17 protein-coding genes are annotated in these 18,581 nt (G+C 53.2%); 12 read left to right on the top strand and 5 right to left on the bottom strand.

Annotated elements, in window-relative coordinates:
- Positions 1-40 precede the first annotated feature (40 nt).
- Positions 41-577 (bottom strand): primosomal replication protein PriC, encoded by a 537-nt coding sequence (gene priC, locus BS640_RS03595; RefSeq protein ID WP_017492290.1) that lies wholly within the window; start codon positions 575-577, stop codon positions 41-43.
- 362 nt (positions 578-939) lie between these two features.
- On the opposite strand from priC, the gene apt reads away from it, so the two are divergent.
- From apt to htpG, 5 genes are all read left to right on the top strand, one after another.
- Positions 940-1,491 carry an adenine phosphoribosyltransferase gene (gene apt / locus BS640_RS03590; RefSeq protein WP_038328083.1) on the top strand — a complete coding sequence of 184 codons (552 nt, stop codon included), beginning with the start codon at positions 940-942 and terminating at the stop codon, positions 1,489-1,491.
- A 195-nt stretch (positions 1,492-1,686) separates the two neighbouring features.
- Positions 1,687-3,645 carry a DNA polymerase III subunit gamma/tau gene (dnaX, locus tag BS640_RS03585; RefSeq protein ID WP_084911931.1) on the top strand — a complete coding sequence of 653 codons (1,959 nt, stop codon included), beginning with the start codon at positions 1,687-1,689 and terminating at the stop codon, positions 3,643-3,645.
- Between the two features lie 55 nt (positions 3,646-3,700).
- On the top strand, positions 3,701-4,030 hold the full coding sequence (locus tag BS640_RS03580; protein WP_017492293.1) for a YbaB/EbfC family nucleoid-associated protein: 330 nt from the start codon (positions 3,701-3,703) through the stop codon (positions 4,028-4,030).
- A complete protein-coding gene (recR, locus tag BS640_RS03575) occupies positions 4,030-4,635 on the top strand; it encodes a recombination mediator RecR (RefSeq protein ID WP_026110586.1) in 606 nt (201 codons plus the stop codon). Before BS640_RS03580 ends, recR begins: the two co-directional genes overlap by 1 nt.
- 382 nt (positions 4,636-5,017) lie before the next feature.
- On the top strand, positions 5,018-6,886 hold the full coding sequence (htpG, locus tag BS640_RS03570; protein WP_084912004.1) for a molecular chaperone HtpG: 1,869 nt from the start codon (positions 5,018-5,020) through the stop codon (positions 6,884-6,886).
- Positions 6,887-6,922: 36 nt separating this feature from the next.
- On the opposite strand, the gene BS640_RS03565 is transcribed toward htpG, so the two are convergent.
- On the bottom strand, positions 6,923-7,795 hold the full coding sequence (locus BS640_RS03565; RefSeq protein WP_017492296.1) for a LysR substrate-binding domain-containing protein: 873 nt from the start codon (positions 7,793-7,795) through the stop codon (positions 6,923-6,925).
- 204 nt (positions 7,796-7,999) lie between these two features.
- Between BS640_RS03565 and BS640_RS03560 the strand changes: the two genes are divergently transcribed.
- The 7 genes from BS640_RS03560 to BS640_RS03530 all read left to right on the top strand — a co-directional run bounded on the left by BS640_RS03560 (position 8,000) and on the right by BS640_RS03530 (position 14,261).
- Positions 8,000-8,710, top strand: a complete 711-nt coding sequence (locus BS640_RS03560) for a hypothetical protein (RefSeq protein WP_017492297.1) — start codon at positions 8,000-8,002, stop codon at positions 8,708-8,710.
- A 12-nt stretch (positions 8,711-8,722) separates the two neighbouring features.
- Complete coding sequence (locus BS640_RS03555; protein WP_017492298.1) at positions 8,723-9,121, top strand: NUDIX hydrolase; 399 nt, start codon at positions 8,723-8,725, stop codon at positions 9,119-9,121.
- Positions 9,121-9,999, top strand: a complete 879-nt coding sequence (locus tag BS640_RS03550) for a DUF6024 family protein (RefSeq protein ID WP_017492299.1) — start codon at positions 9,121-9,123, stop codon at positions 9,997-9,999. The genes BS640_RS03555 and BS640_RS03550 overlap by 1 nt, the downstream gene beginning before the upstream one ends.
- Positions 9,996-10,880, top strand: a complete 885-nt coding sequence (locus tag BS640_RS03545) for a DMT family transporter (RefSeq protein ID WP_017492300.1) — start codon at positions 9,996-9,998, stop codon at positions 10,878-10,880. The genes BS640_RS03550 and BS640_RS03545 overlap by 4 nt, the downstream gene beginning before the upstream one ends.
- A gap of 114 nt (positions 10,881-10,994) precedes the next feature.
- A complete protein-coding gene (adk, locus tag BS640_RS03540; protein ID WP_017492301.1) occupies positions 10,995-11,639 on the top strand; it encodes an adenylate kinase in 645 nt (214 codons plus the stop codon).
- A gap of 207 nt (positions 11,640-11,846) precedes the next feature.
- Positions 11,847-12,809 carry a ferrochelatase gene (gene hemH / locus BS640_RS03535; protein ID WP_017492302.1) on the top strand — a complete coding sequence of 321 codons (963 nt, stop codon included), beginning with the start codon at positions 11,847-11,849 and terminating at the stop codon, positions 12,807-12,809.
- A gap of 117 nt (positions 12,810-12,926) precedes the next feature.
- A complete protein-coding gene (locus BS640_RS03530) occupies positions 12,927-14,261 on the top strand; it encodes an inosine/guanosine kinase (RefSeq protein WP_017492303.1) in 1,335 nt (444 codons plus the stop codon).
- Between the two features lie 483 nt (positions 14,262-14,744).
- Here the strand turns inward: BS640_RS03530 and ybaL are convergent, their stop codons facing one another.
- The 3 genes from ybaL to ybaK all read right to left on the bottom strand — a co-directional run bounded on the left by ybaL (position 14,745) and on the right by ybaK (position 18,416).
- On the bottom strand, positions 14,745-16,433 hold the full coding sequence (ybaL, locus tag BS640_RS03525) for a YbaL family putative K(+) efflux transporter (RefSeq protein WP_084911928.1): 1,689 nt from the start codon (positions 16,431-16,433) through the stop codon (positions 14,745-14,747).
- Positions 16,434-16,670: 237 nt separating this feature from the next.
- On the bottom strand, positions 16,671-17,888 hold the full coding sequence (locus tag BS640_RS03520) for an MFS transporter (RefSeq protein ID WP_084911925.1): 1,218 nt from the start codon (positions 17,886-17,888) through the stop codon (positions 16,671-16,673).
- A 48-nt stretch (positions 17,889-17,936) separates the two neighbouring features.
- A complete protein-coding gene (gene ybaK / locus BS640_RS03515) occupies positions 17,937-18,416 on the bottom strand; it encodes a Cys-tRNA(Pro)/Cys-tRNA(Cys) deacylase YbaK (RefSeq protein WP_084911923.1) in 480 nt (159 codons plus the stop codon).
- Positions 18,417-18,581: the final 165 nt, after the last annotated feature.

The raw sequence follows: 18,581 nt of genomic DNA, 5'->3' as shown, positions 1-18,581 counted from the left end.
CAACTAACGACGGTATTTTTCAAATTTTGTGATAAGAGCGTCAAAAACCCCTTTCCTGACGCTCGATGCTGCGCTCGATTTTGATCAGCGCCTGACGGCAGCGCATGAGGCGTCCCTCCAGTGCCGCAAGCTCTTTCTGCATATGCTGCTGTTCCTTGAAAGTCTCGACTCTCCCAAGACGACTCTCGCGGTCTTGAATCATCGCCAGCAATCGACGCTCATACTGTTGATGTTCAACCAGTTTACTGTAGTAATCGCCGCCGCTTTGTTCTTTCTGTTTATCGGCCTTGCGCAGGTTCTGGGTCGCGAGTTCGCGCTGTAGTGCGGTGATTTGCGAGACCAGCCGCTCGGCGACAAAGGCGACCTGCGCGCTGCGGTTTTCTTCGACTACCTGACGCAGCTGAGCAAAGTTTACGCGCACTTCGGCAAGATATTCACGCAGGCGGGTTCCCTTGGTCGCAAAAAGCGTAACGTCAAAGCGCGCCTGCTGCGCCGGTGCATGGGCGACAGGTTCAATTTCTTGCGCCAGATTTTCTATCTGCTGCTCCAGCGAATGCAAAAGTGTTTGCGTGCTCAACGAGACTCTCCCGAACGATTATTTCCGCGATTATGCGACAAACTGCGCGGTAAATCATGCGTTGTGGGCGGTTTATCACGCACTGATTCGCCGCAGTGGTTGACCTGGGGCAATAAAAAAGGCGATCATCGCCGGCTGTAGGTTGCTTTTTAAAGTGGCTTTGCATAAATTTGGGCGTCTTGACCCTCGGTCATCCCCAACTTATTTTTCTTGAATCGCCTGCCAGAGTCGTTCGCCGTCGCCTTAAGCTCAGTTAGCTATTCCGAATTATCTCGGCGTAGGGCGTTTGGTTTGAACAGATTCTCGCGCCGTTCAGGTATGAACCGACGCTTTTTCAGGCCTTTATTATGAGCGCTACCGTTATGACCGCTACTGCACAGCAGCTTGAGTTTATTAAAGACAGTATCAAAACCATCCCCGATTACCCTAAGCCGGGCATACTGTTTCGTGATGTCACCAGTTTGCTGGAAGTCCCCGAGGCCTATCAGGCCACTATCGATCTGCTGGCAGAGCGTTACCGCAATACCGGTGTCACCAAAGTGGTGGGTACCGAAGCACGTGGCTTCCTGTTTGGCGCACCGGTTGCGCTGGCGCTGGGCGTAGGCTTCGTTCCCGTGCGTAAGCCGGGCAAGCTGCCGCGTGAAACCATCGCGGAAGAATACGCGCTGGAGTACGGCACCGATAAGCTCGAAATTCACACCGACGCTATCAAGCCAGGTGATAAAGTGCTGGTTATCGATGACCTGCTGGCGACCGGTGGTACCATCGAAGCTACCGCCAAGCTTATCCGTCGTCTCGGCGGTGAGGTTTCTGACGCGGCCTTCATTATCAATCTGCCAGAGCTGGGCGGTGAAAAACGCCTGAACGGTCTGGGCATTGAATGTTACTGCCTGGTGAACTTCGCCGGTCACTAAAATTCGGCGTCCATCGCGTTACGGTGGGGCTTTGCACACCTCGGTCACTGATGCATTTCAGCGTCCGGGAACTTGTGCAGTTACCCTACCTGTCAACCCGAAGGCACTAGAATTTCTTGTTTATATCAGGCCTCGCCCGTGCAGGCGGGGCTGTGATAACATAACGCTACAGACCCCTCGACTTCTCCGGTATTAATGAGCTATCAGGTTCTTGCCCGTAAGTGGCGCCCCCAAACTTTCACTGACGTAGTTGGTCAGGAACACGTGCTAACGGCACTGGCCAATGGCCTGTCGCTGGGGCGAATTCATCACGCCTATCTTTTCTCCGGCACGCGCGGCGTGGGTAAAACCACTATTGCCCGTCTGTTGGCTAAAGGCCTGAACTGTGAAACCGGCATTACCTCAGCGCCCTGCGGCGTTTGCGACAACTGTCGTGAAATAGAGCAGGGGCGCTTTGTTGATCTCATCGAGATTGACGCCGCATCGCGTACCAAAGTCGAAGACACCCGTGAATTGCTCGATAATGTGCAGTACGCACCGGCCAGAGGGCGTTTCAAAGTCTATCTGATTGACGAAGTACACATGCTCTCGCGCCACAGCTTCAATGCGCTGTTGAAAACGCTTGAAGAGCCGCCTTCGCACGTCAAATTCCTGCTCGCGACTACCGATCCGCAGAAACTGCCGGTCACCATCCTTTCACGCTGCTTACAGTTCCACCTGAAGGCGCTGGACGTCGAACAGATCCGCAATCAGCTGGCTAAAGTGTTGCAGGCAGAGCAAATCGACAACGAGGCGCGCGCCTTGCAGCTGTTGGCCCGTGCGGCCGATGGCAGTATGCGTGATGCGCTCAGCCTGACCGATCAGGCTATCGCGATGGGACAGGGCAAAGTCACCACCGAGACCGTGGCGCAGATGCTTGGCACCCTCGACGACGAACAGCCGCTGGCTATTCTTGAAGCGCTGGTGAGTGCCGATGGCGCGACGGTGATGGCGCAGGTTGAACAAGCCGCCTCGCGCGGGGTGGACTGGGAAACGCTGCTGGTTGAAACCCTGGCGCTGCTGCACCGTATCGCGATGGTCCAACTGCTGCCGTCGGTGCTGGATAACCACTATGCGGCTATCGAACAGCGTCTGCGCGAACTGGCGCGGGTTATTCCGCCGACCGACGTGCAGCTTTATTATCAGACGCTGCTAATTGGCCGCAAAGAGTTGCCGTTCGCCCCGGATAAACGCATGGGCGTCGAGATGACGTTGCTGCGTGCGCTGGCGTTCCACCCTAAGGTGTTGATTGCCGAACCGGCCGCCAGAGAACCACGCACCGCTGCACCGCAGCCGATGTCGAACTCGGCCATGCCTGCGCAAAATGCCCCTGCGCAGCCTAAAGCCGCCCCTGCTCAACAGGCGTCTGCGGGCGGTGACGTCGCAATACCTGACTCCACCGCGCAGCTCTTGCAGGCGCGAACACAGCTGCTTCGACAGCAGGGAAGCTCATCCCCAAAAAAAGCTGAGCCGGCCGCGCCTGGAAAAGCGCAGCCGGCAAATTCGGTGCTGGAGCGACTGGCTTCCGTCACCGAGCGTTCATTAGAACGCACGGGAGCGACTGCGCAGAAGAAAGCCCCCGCTGCGCCGGTTAAAGAAGAGGCTTATCGCTGGAGAACAGTGAATGAGCCTGAGGCCGCCCCTGAGCCGGTTGCCACGCCGAAAGCCTTGCGCGCTGCGCTTGAGCACGAAAAATCGCCGGAGCTGGCGACACGCCTGGCCGAAGAGGCCATCGAGCGAGACGAGTGGGCAGCTACGGTCAATAAGCTGACTATTCCGAAACTGGTTCAGCAACTGGCGCTCAATGCTTTCCTTGAGCGGCCTGATTCGGCTACAGTCTGTCTGCATTTACGTTCTTCGCAGCGTCATTTAAACTCGCCAACGGCGCAAAAAACCTTGGCAGACGCGCTTGCCTCGCTGTATCAGCAGGAGATAGCGCTGAACGTGGTTGAAGACGACAACCTGGCGATACGCACGCCGCTCGAATGGCGACAGGCCATCTATGAAGAAAAACTGGCGCAGGCGCGTCAGTCGATTATCGCGGATAATAATATCCAGACTTTGCGTCGTTTCTTTGACGCCGAGCTGGACGAAGAGAGTATTCGCCCTATTTAACCGCCGCAGTAGGAGCATGGTGCACATACGCGGCCCGACGCAAAGAGAGAAGATTATGTTTGGAAAAGGCGGCATTGGTAACCTGATGAAACAGGCCCAGCAAATGCAGGAAAAAATGCAGCAGGCACAAGCGGAAATCGCTGCCATCGAAGTTACCGGTGAGTCTGGTGCAGGTCTGGTGAAAATCACCATCAACGGCGCACACAACGTCCGTCGCGTTGAAATCGACCCAAGCCTGCTGGAAGATGACAAAGACATGCTCGAAGATCTGGTTGCTGCAGCATTCAACGACGCGGCTCGTCGCATCGATGAAACTCAGAAAGAAAAAATGGCAGCAGTTTCTGGCGGCATGCAGTTGCCACCGGGCTTTAAGATGCCATTCTGATGCAAACCAGCCCACTCCTTGAATCATTAATGGAGGCGTTGCGCTGTCTGCCGGGTGTAGGCCCGAAGTCGGCGCAGCGTATGGCATTCCAGCTGCTGCAGCGCGATCGCAGTGGCGGAATGCGGCTGGCGCAGTCCCTGACTCGGGCGATGTCCGAAATCGGCCACTGTGCCGACTGTCGTACTTTCACCGAGCAGGATGTCTGCACCATTTGCGCCAATCCGCGTCGCAAGGAAAATGGTCAGATTTGCGTGGTTGAAAGCCCGGCAGATATTCATGCTATCGAGCAGACCGGTCAGTTCTCAGGTCGCTATTTTGTCCTGATGGGGCATCTGTCTCCTCTCGACGGCATTGGTCCTGACGACATCGGATTAGGTCGTCTCGAGCAACGTCTTGAAAGCGAAAGTATTCAGGAAGTGATCCTCGCGACCAACCCCACGGTCGAAGGTGACGCTACCGCGAACTATATCGCCGAGATGTGCGGTCAGTATGGCGTTCTGGCGAGTCGAATTGCTCACGGTGTTCCAGTGGGGGGCGAGCTAGAAATGGTTGATGGCACGACTCTTGCGCATTCTCTGGCAGGTCGGCACGCCTTCAAATATTAGTTTGCTCGGTTATCGTATTTGAAGCTGTAGCGGCGTTGGCTGCGCTAGCCCGCCCCAGTCACTGGCTTGTGTCAGCGCCTGGGGATGAACTAACCTGCCGCCTTGCTACAACTTCTATAACCCAGACCGGCTGTTTTTTAAAATCCCACCTTGGTCACTTCCACAATCAGGCAGTCTGTTAAAAAGCCTTGTTTCAGTATTTCCAAAGCGTTAGCGGTTTGTTCCCTGCTGATTCTAAAATAATCAATTAACGCGCGTTTCGATATTTCCTTGCCCGTTCCTCTTGAAAATCTGCCTTTACCCCCCCACTTCATACTCAGTCTGTTTTTACAGAGTTACGTTTTTAACCACTCAAACGGTTTGATTGAGGTATTTGATGAGTATGAAAGGACAAGAGACCCGCGGATTCCAGTCAGAAGTTAAACAACTGCTTCACCTGATGATCCACTCGCTTTATTCGAATAAAGAAATCTTCCTGCGTGAGCTAATTTCCAACGCCTCGGACGCGGCCGATAAACTGCGTTTTTGCGCGCTGTCAAAGCCTGTACTTTACGAAGGCGACGCCGAGCTGCGCGTTCGTGTGTCGTTTGACAAAGAAAAACGTACCCTGACGCTGAGCGACAACGGCATCGGTATGACCCGTGATGAAGTGATCGACAACCTCGGGACCATTGCTAAATCGGGCACCAAAGCCTTCCTACAGTCAGTCGGATCCGAGCAGGCCAAAGACAGCCAGCTGATCGGCCAGTTCGGCGTGGGCTTCTACTCTGCGTTTATCGTGGCTGATAAAGTCACCGTTCGCACCCGTGCAGCAGGCGTTAGCGCCGATGAAGGCGTATTTTGGGAATCTGCCGGTGAAGGGGAATACACCCTGGCCGACATCGAGAAAGCCTCTCGCGGCACCGAAATTACCCTGCACCTGCGTGAAGATCAGGACGAGTTCCTGGACAGCTGGCGCGTGCGTTCCATTATCAGCAAATATTCTGATCACATCGCACTGCCGGTTGAAATCGAGACCCGTAACGAAGAAGACGATACCGTTACCTGGGAGCAGATCAACAAGGCGCAGGCGCTGTGGACGCGCGGTCGCACAGAAGTGAGCGACGACGAATACAAAGAGTTTTACAAACACCTCTCTCATGACTTTAGCGATCCGCTGAGCTGGAGCCACAACCGCGTTGAAGGTAAGCAGGAATATACCAGCCTGCTGTATATCCCTTCACAGGCACCGTGGGACATGTGGAATCGCGACCACAAGCACGGTCTGAAACTGTACGTGCAGCGCGTCTTTATCATGGACGAAGCCGAGCAGTTCATGCCTAATTACCTGCGCTTTGTGCGTGGCCTGATAGACTCCAACGACCTGCCGCTTAACGTTTCCCGTGAAATTCTGCAGGACAGCCGCGTGACGCAGAATCTGCGTAATGCACTGAGCAAGCGTGCGCTACAGATGCTCGAAAAACTGGCGAAAGACGATGCAGAAAAATACCTGCAGTTCTGGAAGCAGTTCGGTCTGGTCTTGAAAGAAGGTCCGGCAGAAGACAGCAGCAACAAAGAAACCATCGCCAAGCTGCTGCGTTTCGCCAGTACCCGCAATGACTCTTCCGAGCAGACGCTGTCGCTGGAAGACTATGTTGCCAACATGGTTGAAGGGCAGGACAAGATTTACTTCATCACCGCCGACAGCTATGCCGCGGCGAAAAATAGCCCGCATCTTGAGCTCTTCCGCAAGAAAGGCATTGAAGTTCTGCTGTTGTCAGACCGCATCGACGAATGGATGATGAGCTACCTGACCGAGTTCGACGGTAAGGTGTTCCAGTCTGTGAGCAAGGCCGATGAGTCTCTCGACAAGCTGGCCGACGAGAAGAACGAACAGCAGAAAGATGCCGACAAGGCGCTTGAGCCGTTCGTTGAACGCGTCAAAACCCTGTTGGGCGATCGTGTTAAAGAGGTGCGTTTAACGCATCGTCTGACCGACACCCCGGCTATCGTTACCACCGGTGCGGACGAGATGAGCACGCAGATGGCCAAGCTGTTTGCCGCTGCGGGTCAGGAAGCGCCAGAGGTGAAATACATCTTTGAGCTGAACCCTGAGCATGCGCTGGTCAAGCGTGCTGCAGATGAAACCCAGGAGAGCCAGTTCTCAGAGTGGGTAGAGCTGCTGCTTGACCAGGCTCTGTTTGCAGAGCGCGGTACGCTGGAGGACCCTAACCAGTTCATCCGTCGTATGAACACCCTGCTGCAAGCGTAATTAATTGAAATATTGACCTAATAAGAGGCCAGACGGTTAACCCCGGCTGGCCTCTTCCAATAGCCAGTGGCGGAAAAGCGTGATCTCTTTCTCGTGGCTACGCGAACGTTTCACCAGCATATAGGTGGCTCTGTCGACCTCGGTAAAGCCCAGCGGCGCAATTAAACTCCCTTCCTGAATCTCTTTTTTGACCAAAATCTGCGGCGTCATAATAATTCCCAAACCATTTTTTGCGGCCTGAATGGCCAGCGTCAAATTGTCAAAATGCTTGCCCGAAATAAAGTCTCCCCGCGTATTGGTTTTTCTTGCCCATTCTTGCCAGGCATTGATTTTGGTGTCGGCATGCAGCAGTGGAAGGGTGGCGAAGTCGGTCTCGTAGGTAAAGCGATGACGGAAATCTGGCGAACAGACGGGCCCAATATAATCGACGGTAATCAGCGTCGCCTCTATTTCATCCGACAGCGGTGTTTCATTACTTTTGATTAAAATATCCGTGCGTTCATCCTGAATATTTTCAATGTTTACATGGGTCTGGAATGTCAGGGCGATATTTTCATGCCGTTGCGAAAAACGCGCGATACGGGGAATTAACCACTGTGACAAGAAACTGGGCGCGCAGGAAATAATAAGACTGTTCTCTTCGCGGGTTTTTATTTCTTTGCAGGTTGCCTCGATATTTCTAAATACCTGTTCACAGCATTTCTTTAAGGTCTCTCCGTCCTGGGTTAAATAAACCCGTCCGGCCGTGCGTTTAAATAAAGGCGTCCCTAACCAGGACTCAAGATTCTTTATTTGATGGCTGATTGCACTGTGAGTGATATTTAAGGATTCAGCGGCGGCGCTGAAGCTTTCAAACAGTGCCGCCTGTTTAAAGTAGTGCAACGCGCGCAGTGAAGGGAGATCAGACATAGCGCCACCTTGTTAGTTAATTTCAACTTGTCTGTCTGTTTATATCATTTTCTAACGTGAAAAAAACCCTTTAGTCTCGACCTTGTCCCAAAACGAGTCGCCAGGATGGCGGAGCTAGTCTTAGTAACGAGCGTGGCGGGACAACCTATAACCCTTTAAAACCGTGCCTTTCACCCGGGTATTCAGACAATATTAAGGATCAATATGAATAATACTTCCGTAAAGACTCAGCTTGTGATGTTTACCGGTGGTCGTGACAGTACCTTGGCAGCTTGTTATTTAATGTTACAGGGTATCCCGGTTCATCTGTACTCCGCTAACAGCGGTTGCTCCCTGCATCGCGGCATTCTTTCTCATCGTGTTGATGAACTTAAAAACCGTTTTGGTGAATTGGTCGTGGAACACACGGTTGAAGATATTAGCGGGACGTTCCGCAGTATCGCTATCGAGAATATCGAAGGAGATATTCTTAAGTATAGAAAAAATCTGGTGCTGCTCGGCGAAAAATTGGCAATACACGCACATCTTATTGATTTCTGTCGTCGTCATGATATTGACGTCATTAATGACGGCATTACCCATTATCAGCAGGAATTCCCGGAGCAGCGTCTGGTCGCGAAAGAATATCTGGTCGATCTGATGAAAGAATTCGGCATTCAGTATCACTCACCTATATATGAATTTGCCCAGTCTTCCGACGACGTGAAATATCGTCTGCTGCAGCTTGGGATCTCCACCAAGTCACTGGAAGGTGTGAGCATCTTCGGTGATAGCTTTACCACCCCAAGCGACGACACCATTCTGGCCTACCTGCGCGAGAAAACGCCGCTGGCGCTGAATATTGTCAAATTCCTGTCGGGTGAAACCCTGACGTTGGCCAAGAAAGTGGCCAGCTCTCCCGCTGAAGCTGCCTGAGTGGAGCCTGTGATGAAAACTATCATCAAGTGTTCGGCGATTATTATTCGCAACCGTTCGCTGCTGTTGACGCGTAAAGAGGGGACCGACGTGTTTATTTCACCGGGCGGAAAACCTCTTCAGGGTGAGGATCACCTCACCTGCCTGCGCCGTGAACTTAAGGAAGAGCTCAACGTTGAAGCGGCAGAAATCAAGCCTTTCGGCCTGTTTCATGGCATCGCGGAGTTCGAATCCGTAGCCATCGAGAACCACGTTTATCAGGTTGAAGTCGTCGGTCAGCCTGTCGCCAGCTCGGAAATCGCCGAGATTGCCTGGGTCAATTACCGTAAGCCGCCTTGCGAAGTCGGCGTGGGCTCAGTGTTTCGCGACAACGTGCTTCCTTTGCTCTACCAGAAGGAGTTGATCGACTAATGGATCCTTCAGCATTGTCACCCCAGCTCCAGAAGCTGCACGGCGGCGGACACTTCTACAAAAAAGTGAATCAGCTGCGTGAAGTTCTGCGGGAGAAACTCACCGAAGTTTACCGTCTGGAGCAATACGATGTGTTTATGGTGCAGTCGGTCAGCGTCGGGTTGGCGATGCTGTCCCACTTACTACATAAGCAAAATATTTCACTGAGCCTGGCGAATCATCAGCATTATCAGCCGATTGATATGCTCTTTCCCCACGCAGTGGCGGAAGGCAGAGAAAACAGCGGCGTGCAGATTGTGACGCACGTTAACCCTTACACCGGCGAGTTGAACCGACTTCATCATCCGGCGAAGGGCATCGTGGTGGACGCATCTCACAGTTTTGCGACCAACATGCATGATGACCTGATTAAGCAGGGTTCGATATTTTTAGCGCCGTTGCACAAGCACGCCTCGGTCGCGGTAGGCCTGACGCTGATTGCGGTGCGCCCGGAAGAGTACAGCATGCTGCTACGCAGCGAGCTGCGTCTCTTCGAGCGAGCGACGGTGTCGGAAACCCCGCTCACGATGGCGCTCGAAACGATTAATACCCCCGGGTGGCAGCCCTACAACGTTGCCAGCGTGGATGCCATCGATCTTTGGCTGCCCGACGGCGAAAGACTGCAGTCAATCGGCGAACCGGGTCTGCCTTTCTGCTGTTTCAAGGTGCCGTCATTTTCGCACGAGCAGCGCAAGGCGGTGAAGGAGATGAACGGAAGCTATTTCGAACATAGCGGTACCCTCCGCTTGTCCCGCTGGATGCGTGGAAAGCATGGACGGCCGGTAAATTGTACCGGCAGTGTTTTTGAAGATATTTCAAAACTATGGAATATAAGATGAGTAAATCAAGTGCAGTAAACGGTAACCTGATCGGCATTCTCGGTGGGGTTATTCTCAGTACCGATTCGGTATTTATCCGTCTCATGGCAGTGCATAATTCGTGGCTGATTGTGGTGCTGCGGGGATTGCTGATGTGGGCAGTGGTCTTTGCCGTGTGGTTGTTAGTCCCCAAGAGTCGTGCGGTGCTGGGTGTGCCGTGGATAACCCGACAAAACCTGCTCTCAGTACTGTTTTTCTGCGCGTCGTCGGCCTGTTTCGTTAACGCGCTTAATCGCGGCAATGTGGCAACCGTTCTGGTGATTATCTCTTCAACACCCTTCGTATCGGCGATTATTTCGCGGCTGTTCTTTGCCACTAAAATTGACAAGTCGCTGATGGTTGCGGCGGTAGTCGGTATGCTCGGCGTGGTTATCGTGATGTCAGGAAGGCAGGCGGGCGTTGATGCAACCGCCAACTACTTTGCTCTGGCAACTGCCGTCTGTATGGCGCTGGCGTTTATCTTTGCCTCACGCGTCGAGCAGGGCACGTTGGGACTGCCTTCGCTCGGCGGCGTGCTGGCCTCGGTTGTTGTGCCTGCCTTTGCTGGTACTGGCCTGCTGACAACCGTTGCTGACCTGCATGCAGAGCAGTGGCTGTGGCTGGTGATTGAAGGGGCACTGATCATTCCTGTTGCCATGGGTCTGATTTCACTTTCGACCCGCTATGTGCCACCGGCGAATGCTGGACTTTTCCTGTTGCTCGAAACCGCGCTGGCTCCACTGTGGATTTATGTTTTCCTGAACGAAGCACCGACGCCAAACGCGGTGATCGGCGGGTGTATCATTATCGTTGCCGTCATTTCGCAAACCTTGCAGGCTAAAAAACAGACAGCCATTGCCTGATAGTTGGCGTTTAATCGCTAACTTGCCGCCCCCTTTCTTGAGGAAGGGGGCGCAGAATGGTATGGTTGACCGTTTTCGACTTTTTATAAAATTACATGCAAGGGGATTTACGCAATGCGTATCATTCTGCTGGGCGCTCCGGGCGCAGGTAAGGGTACTCAGGCTCAATTCATCATGGAGAAATACGGGATTCCGCAAATTTCTACCGGTGATATGTTGCGCGCAGCTGTTAAGGCCGGAAGTGACCTCGGCAAGAAAGCCAAAGAAATTATGGACGCCGGTAAACTGGTTACCGACGAACTGGTTATCGCTCTGGTAAAAGAACGTATTACCCAGGAAGATTGCCGCAACGGTTTCCTGCTGGATGGTTTCCCACGCACCATTCCACAGGCCGACGCCATGAAAGAAGCGGGCATCAGCGTTGACTTCGTTTTGGAATTCGATGTTCCTGACGAACTGATCGTTGATCGTATCGTAGGTCGTCGCGTGCACGCACCTTCAGGCCGCGTTTACCACGTTAAATTCAACCCACCGCAGGTTGAAGGTAAAGACGACGTGACCGGCGAAGAACTGACGACTCGTAAAGACGATCAGGAAGAAACCGTTCGCAAGCGCCTGGTCGAGTACCATGAGCTGACCGAGCCACTGGTTTCTTACTACGGTAAAGAAGCAGAAGCCGGCAACACCCAATACGTTAAAATCGACGGCACCCAAAAAGTGTCTGAAGTTCGCGAAGAACTGGCTGCGATCCTGGGTTAATTTCCTGCACGGTACGCAAACGTTATCAGAGGCGACTTAGGTCGCCTTTGTTTTTCCCTCATTTCCCCCTTGCTGATAGCATTGATTGTTAATCCCATTTACTGTTATCGGTTCCGATTTGCCTGAGTTTGGTTACAATAAGGTCGCATTCAGACAGGTCACTTGCCCTGTGTTAAAAAATTAGCAATATTATTTAGGGAATTCAGCATGATGCAGACGAAATTCGGTGTGTTACTGGTCAACCTAGGAACCCCGGAAGCTCCAACCACCCCCGCGGTAAAACGTTTTCTGGCTGAGTTTTTAAGTGATATTCGCGTTGTTGATACCAATCGACTGATTTGGTGGCCGATACTGCAAGGCGTTATCCTGCCGTTCCGTTCACCGCGCGTAGCCAAACTGTATAAATCGGTATGGATGGACGAAGGTTCGCCGCTGATGGTCTACAGCCTGCGTCAGCAAAAGGCGCTGGCAGCACGTTTCCCGGATACCCCGGTTGAGCTGGCGATGAGCTATGGCAAACCAAGCCTCGAAGATGGCATTGGCCGCCTGATAGAGCGCGGAGTGACCAAAATGGTGGTATTGCCGCTTTATCCACAATATTCCTGTTCGACCAGTGCCTCGGTATTTGACGGCGTAGCGCGCGTGCTTAAGGAGCAGCGTCGCCTGCCTTCTGTCAGTTTTATCCGCGATTACGCTGAGCATCCGGCCTACATCGCCGCGCTAAAGGCCAGTATTCTGGAATCCTTTGAGAAACACGGCGAACCGGACCGGCTGGTGCTGTCTTTCCACGGTATTCCTAAACGTTTCGTGACGCTGGGCGACGACTATCAGCAGCGCTGTCAGGCAACCACGCAGGCGCTGACTACGGCGCTGCAGCTGCCCGCCGGGAAAATCATGCTGACCTTCCAGTCACGCTTTGGCCGTGAGCCTTGGTTAACGCCGTACACAGATGAAACGATGGAAAGCCTGCCGGGACAGGGCGTGAAACATATTCAGGTTATCTGCCCGGGATTCTCCGCCGACTGTCTTGAGACCATCGAGGAGATAAACGGTGAGAACCGCGAGCTGTTCCTGCACGCCGGTGGTGAAAAGTTTGAGTACATTGAAGCGCTTAACGATCGTAACGATCATATCGACATGATGCAGCAACTGGTTACGCAACACTTCTAATCCTGCCAGACTCGATTATCCGGCTGACGCGCACGCCATCCGGATAATAACTCTCCTGAATCCATTGTTTTCGTGTGATAACATTCGCGTCTGTCTCACTGCCCGTGCCCAAACTTCATGAAATTTCCCGGTAAACGTAAATCCAAACACTATTTCCCCGTTAGCGCCCGCGATCCCCTGCTGCGTGACTCCATGTTGCATGAGTCGGTGCAGAAAAATATGCATACCGAGCCAGAGGCCAATGCTTCTTACATCGTAGGCATCGATCAGACGCTGGTGGATATTGAAGCCCGGGTTGATGACGAGGTCATCGCGCGTTACGGCCTCGTCGCGGGGCAGTCGAGCCTGATCGACGACGACAGCGCCGAGCGCCTGTATCAGGAGTTGGTTAGTCAGTCTCTGATTACCCATCAGTTTGCCGGTGGCACCATCGGTAACACGCTGCACAACTATTCGGTGCTGGCCGACGACCGCTCTGTGCTGCTTGGCGTGATGTGCAGCAACGTGAAGATTGGCAGCTACGCTTATCGCTACCTGTGCAATACCTCTAGCCGTACCGATCTTGACTACCTGCAGGGCGTCGATGGCGCGATTGGTCGCTGTTTTACGTTGATCAATGAAAGCGGTGAACGCACCTTTGCTATCAGCCCGGGGCACATGAATCAGTTGCGTCCTGAGAGCATTCCTGAAGAGGTAATAGCCGGTGCTTCGGCACTGGTGCTGACTTCTTACCTGCTGCGCGGCGAAGCGGGTGATCCTATGCCTGAAGCAACAAGGCAGGCGATCAAGTATGCGAAGAAGTACCAGGTTCCGGTGGTGTTAACTCTCGGCACGCAGTACGTCATCGCCGACGATCCCGAAGGTTGGCGCGAATTTATCCGTGAAAATGTGACCATTCTGGCGATGAACGAAGATGAGGCCTGCGCGCTGACCGGCTTGGGGGATCCGCTGATGGCGGTCAATCAGGCGCTGGAGTGGGCCGATTTGGTGCTGTGTACTGCAGGTCCGAGCGGGCTTTATATGGGCAGCTACACCGAAGAGGCCTTCAAGCGTGCCACCAATCATCCGCTGTTGCCGGGTGCAATCGCCGAGTTTAACCAGTATGAATTTAGCCGCGCGATGCGTCGTGAAAGCTGCACCCAACCGCTGAAGATTTTCTCCCATATTGCGCCTTATATGGGCGGACCCGAGAAAATCATGAACACCAACGGGGCTGGCGATGGCGCGCTTTCAGCGCTGCTGCACGACATTGCCGCCAACGGTTTCCATCGTATGTCGGTACCAAACTCCAGCAAACACGCGCGCGACTATCTGACCTATTCGTCATTGGCGCAGGTCTGTAAATACGCCAACCGCGTAAGCTATCAGGTGCTGAACCAACACTCTCCGCGCCTGACGCGAGGTTTGCCTGAAAGAGAGGACAGTCTCGAAGAGTCTTACTGGGAGTACTAAAAATCCTCGTCGCCCTGAACACCGTAGCGGCGTTGGCTTCTTTCGCGCGCCCGAATCACTGACTTATGTCAGCTCATCGGGACTTGCTCAATTGCCGCCTGGCTACGGTGTCCATGGCTTCGAGGATTAACATTAAGCGTCCCTGAACACCGTAGCGGCGTTGGCTTCTTTCGCGCGCCCGAATCACTGACTTATGTCAGCTCATCGGGACTTGCTCAATTGCCGCCTGGCTACGGTGTCCATGGCTTCGAGGATTAACATTAAGCGTCCCTGAACACCGTAGCGGCGTTGGCTTCTTTCGCGCGCCCGAATCACTGACTTATGTCAGCTCATCGGGACTTGCTCAATTGCCGCCTGGCTACGGTGTCCATGGCTTCGAGGATTAACATTAAGCGTCTCTGAACACCCTAGCGGCATTGGCTTCTTTCGCGCGCCCGAATCACTGACTTATGTCAGCTCTGGACACCGAACCTAGGTTAGTCGTCAAATCGTGCAACCTTCGGCTCTGGGCGGCATCGCCATCCCGATGTTGATCGAGTCGAGCATATTGTTGGCTATCTCGCGCTCGCCCATCACGACCTTGTCCGCCCCGCGTGCCATGATGTAGGTCACTTCATCATCGTAGTGCGCGCGGGCGATTATCTCGATGGTCGGGCGTTTGGCCCGCGCCGAGGCGATGATTTCCCCAGACTCATAGCCGTTTGGAATGGTTAGCAGCAGCCAGCGGGCACATTCCAGACCGGCTAGCGTCATAATTTCCTGATTAGCCGCATTGCCGAGTACCGCACTGATGCCCTGTTCGCGCAGCGCCTCTACGCGTGGTCGGGAATTTTCAATCACCACCAGCGGGATCCCCTGCTGTATGAGCTTGGCACCCAGCAGACTGCCGACGCGTCCGTAGCCCACAATCAAGGCATGATCGCAGAATGCGACCGGCGTCTGTGCTTCGTCTTCCACGATTTCCTCAAGACTTTGATCCTCAATGACCTCGGTTTTGGCGAGATAGCTTTCCAGGAGGGAAAACAGCAGCGGATTAAGCATTATGGAGAGAATTGAACCCGCGAGAACCAGGTTACGCGCGTGTTCAGACAGCATGCCTAACGAGATGCCCAACCCGGCAAGGATAAAGGCAAACTCGCCGATTTGCGCCAGACTCACGGAAATCGTTAATGCCGTGCGCTGCGAATGGCCAAACATTTTCACCAGCAGGAAGGCGGCCGCAGACTTGCCAAACAGGATAATCGCCAGCGTTGCCAGCACGGCCAGCGGTTCATGAATCAGGATCATCGGGTCGAACAGCATGCCGACCGAGACAAAAAATAACACTGCAAATGCATCACGCAGTGGCAGGGTGTCATGTGCTGCACGCTGGCTCAGCTCGGATCCGTTAAGTACCATACCTGCAAAGAAGGCACCCAGCGCAAACGAGGCATCAAAGAACTCTACCGCGCCAAAGGCAATACCGAGAGCCAGCGCCAGAACCGCCAGCGTAAAGAGCTCACGCGAACCCGTGCTAGCGGATTTTGCCAGTATCCAGGGCACCAGACGACGACCGACAACAATCATTAGAATAATAAAGGCGACCACTTTGCCAAGCGTGATGGCTAATTCAGTAAACAGCTGGCCGAAACTGACGTGCTGATTGCCCATCATATTGCTGATGGCGGGGAGCAGGACTAGCGTCAACACCATCGCCAAATCTTCAACTATCAACCAGCCGATGGCGATTTGACCGCGTTGACTGTCTATTAGTTGCCGCTCTTCCAGTGCGCGCAGCAGTACTACCGTACTGGCGGTCGAGAGGCAGAGGCCAAATACCAGCCCACTGGTCAGATCCCAGCCGAGAAAGTGCGAAAGGCCCATCCCCAACAGCGTCGCTACGGCAATCTGAGCGATGGCTCCGGGAATAGCGATAGACTTTACCGCTAACAGATCTTTAAGGGAGAAATGCAGCCCGACGCCAAACATCAGCAGGATAACGCCTATCTCGGCGAGTTCGGGAGCCAGTGAGGTATCTGCAACAAAACCGGGAGTAAAAGGACCCGCCAATACCCCGGCGGCGAGATAGCCGACTAGCGGCGAAATACGTAGACGATTGGCCAGCATGCCGAGAAGAAAGGCGAGAACCAGCCCGCCAACAATTGTCGTAATCAATGGGGTGGAATTATGCATCAAGATTCCCTCTCGTTATGCACGGAACAGCGTGAACCTGGTGTTTTCAGTTTAAGTTAAAAAATTAATTTTAGGTGAGAAATTAATTTTAAAAATAAGATAAATGCGAGGGATACTGATAAAACCTTATGAAGGGAATGTTTGTATTACATTAAGGTGAAAAAGGCTGATAAAGCACGTTATCTTGCGATAGAAAAAGTGCAATATCAGCCTAATGAAATGACATAGAGCGGGTCTTTACGTAGATTTACGTTCGAGATTCGGCAGGAACGCGGTCAATATCCCTAAAAGCGGCAGGAATGCGCAAATTTGATACACCAGCTCAATGCTGGTTTTATCGGCCACGTAGCCTAATACCGCCGCCCCCAGACCACCCATCCCAAACGCCAGACCGAAGAACAATCCGGAAACCATGCCGACCTTGCCCGGAATAAGCTCCTGTGCGTAGACCAGAATCGCCGAAAATGCCGAGGCCAGAATCACCCCTATAATCACACTCAGAACGCTGGTCCACAGCAAGTTGGCGTGTGGCAGCAGCAGAGTGAAGGGCGCAACACCGAGGATAGACACCCAAATCACGTATTTACGACCAATCTTGTCGCCAATCGGACCGCCAAGAATCGTGCCCGCCGCGACTGCCAGCAGGAAGGCGAACAGGTGGAACTGCGCCTCCTGAATGGAAACGCCAAACTTGTGAATCAAATAGAAGGTGTAATAACTGCTCAGACTGGTCAGATAGAAATACTTCGAGAAAACCAGCACCAACAGAATAGTCAGTGACTTCACGACGGTACGTTTTGGCAAGAGACTCACGGCGACCGGTGCTGGTCCACGCTTCTTCGCCAGCTGTTGCTGGTGGCTATACCAGCGGCTGACCTGTAACAGCACGACCATACCCAGCAGCGCGGCCAGAGAGAACCAGGCTACATTACCTTTTCCATAAGGTGCGATGATAACCGCGGCCAGCAGTGGCCCCAGGGCGCTGCCGAAGTTACCGCCGACCTGAAACAGCGACTGTGCCAGACCGTGACGCCCGCCTGAGGCCATACGTGCCACCCGCGAAGACTCGGGATGAAACACCGAAGAACCGGTACCTACCAGCGCGGCGGCGATGAGGATCACGCCAAAGCTTTGCGCGACCGCCAGCAGCAGTAGACCTGCAAGCGTAAAGCCCATGCCCACCGGCAGGGAGTAGGGCTTCGGATGCTTGTCGGTGTAATGACCAATTAACGGCTGAAGCAGCGAGGCGGTTACCTGGTAGGTCAGGGTTATCATGCCTATCTGCGTAAAACTCAGAGTGAACTCTTTTTGCAGCAGGGGATAAATCGCCAGAATCAGCGACTGGAGCATGTCGTTAAGCAGATGTGAGACGCTGATGGCGGTCAACACCTTGAAGGCGGTGCCTTTTAACGCACTCTCCTTTGGAGGGATTTTGGATTCTATGCTATCTGTCATTGGAGGCTCATTATTATATATTTGCAGGGTGAATTCAGCGTAGTGCCGTCAATCTCGTTTAGCGATATCGGCGAAGCGCCCGTTTAATAATTGACACAAATCCGCTGCCGAGAGCTCAAGATCGAGGCCACGTTTGCCCCCGGAGACAAAAATAGTCGAAAACTGTTGAGCCGGACTGTCGATAACCGTCGGCAGCAGTTTTTTCTGCCCCAAAGGACTGATCCCACCGACGAGATAACCGGTTACACGCTGAGCCAGCTGGGGATCGGCCATGTCGGCCTTTTTGGCACCCAACGCTTTGGCAACCTTCTTGAGATCGAGCTGGGCCGCGACTGGCGTAACGGCAACGGCCAGGTTTTTAGCCTCACCGTTTAAGGCCACCAGCAGCGTTTTGTAAACCTGGGCGGCATCTAGCCCCAATTTCTTTACCGCTTCATCGCCAAAATTGGTTTCATCGCTGCTGTGCTCGTAGGCATGCAGCGTGAAGCTGATTTTATTTTTTTCCAAAAGTTTTACGGCGGGTGTCATTTCTCTTTTCCATTTAACAAAGTCGGCTTTTCACAGGCGGCGACTTGATTACGTAAAAAAATAATCACTTTGCTCAATCTTTTGATACTAAAGACTAAAGTACGAAAATCAATCGTTCTGTGCGGTTTTTAATCATTTTGAGTGTTGCCAGATGTCAAACACGTT

This window comes from Rouxiella badensis (assembly GCF_002093665.1).
GTDB classification, from domain to species: Bacteria; Pseudomonadota; Gammaproteobacteria; order Enterobacterales; family Enterobacteriaceae; genus Rouxiella; species Rouxiella badensis.
Note: the sequence above shows the minus strand (reverse complement) of the source record. Positions and strands in the feature narration are given on the sequence as shown.

Coding starts and splice junctions, on each gene's coding strand:
- apt (WP_038328083.1), top strand. CDS start 940: ATGACCGCTACTGCACAGCAGCTTGAGTTTATTAAAGACAGTATCAAA.
- dnaX (WP_084911931.1), top strand. CDS start 1,687: ATGAGCTATCAGGTTCTTGCCCGTAAGTGGCGCCCCCAAACTTTCACT.
- BS640_RS03580 (WP_017492293.1), top strand. CDS start 3,701: ATGTTTGGAAAAGGCGGCATTGGTAACCTGATGAAACAGGCCCAGCAA.
- recR (WP_026110586.1), top strand. CDS start 4,030: ATGCAAACCAGCCCACTCCTTGAATCATTAATGGAGGCGTTGCGCTGT.
- htpG (WP_084912004.1), top strand. CDS start 5,018: ATGAAAGGACAAGAGACCCGCGGATTCCAGTCAGAAGTTAAACAACTG.
- BS640_RS03565 (WP_017492296.1), bottom strand. CDS start 7,795: ATGTCTGATCTCCCTTCACTGCGCGCGTTGCACTACTTTAAACAGGCG.
- BS640_RS03560 (WP_017492297.1), top strand. CDS start 8,000: ATGAATAATACTTCCGTAAAGACTCAGCTTGTGATGTTTACCGGTGGT.
- BS640_RS03555 (WP_017492298.1), top strand. CDS start 8,723: ATGAAAACTATCATCAAGTGTTCGGCGATTATTATTCGCAACCGTTCG.
- BS640_RS03550 (WP_017492299.1), top strand. CDS start 9,121: ATGGATCCTTCAGCATTGTCACCCCAGCTCCAGAAGCTGCACGGCGGC.
- BS640_RS03545 (WP_017492300.1), top strand. CDS start 9,996: ATGAGTAAATCAAGTGCAGTAAACGGTAACCTGATCGGCATTCTCGGT.
- adk (WP_017492301.1), top strand. CDS start 10,995: ATGCGTATCATTCTGCTGGGCGCTCCGGGCGCAGGTAAGGGTACTCAG.
- hemH (WP_017492302.1), top strand. CDS start 11,847: ATGATGCAGACGAAATTCGGTGTGTTACTGGTCAACCTAGGAACCCCG.
- BS640_RS03530 (WP_017492303.1), top strand. CDS start 12,927: ATGAAATTTCCCGGTAAACGTAAATCCAAACACTATTTCCCCGTTAGC.
- ybaL (WP_084911928.1), bottom strand. CDS start 16,433: ATGCATAATTCCACCCCATTGATTACGACAATTGTTGGCGGGCTGGTT.
- BS640_RS03520 (WP_084911925.1), bottom strand. CDS start 17,888: ATGACAGATAGCATAGAATCCAAAATCCCTCCAAAGGAGAGTGCGTTA.
- ybaK (WP_084911923.1), bottom strand. CDS start 18,416: ATGACACCCGCCGTAAAACTTTTGGAAAAAAATAAAATCAGCTTCACG.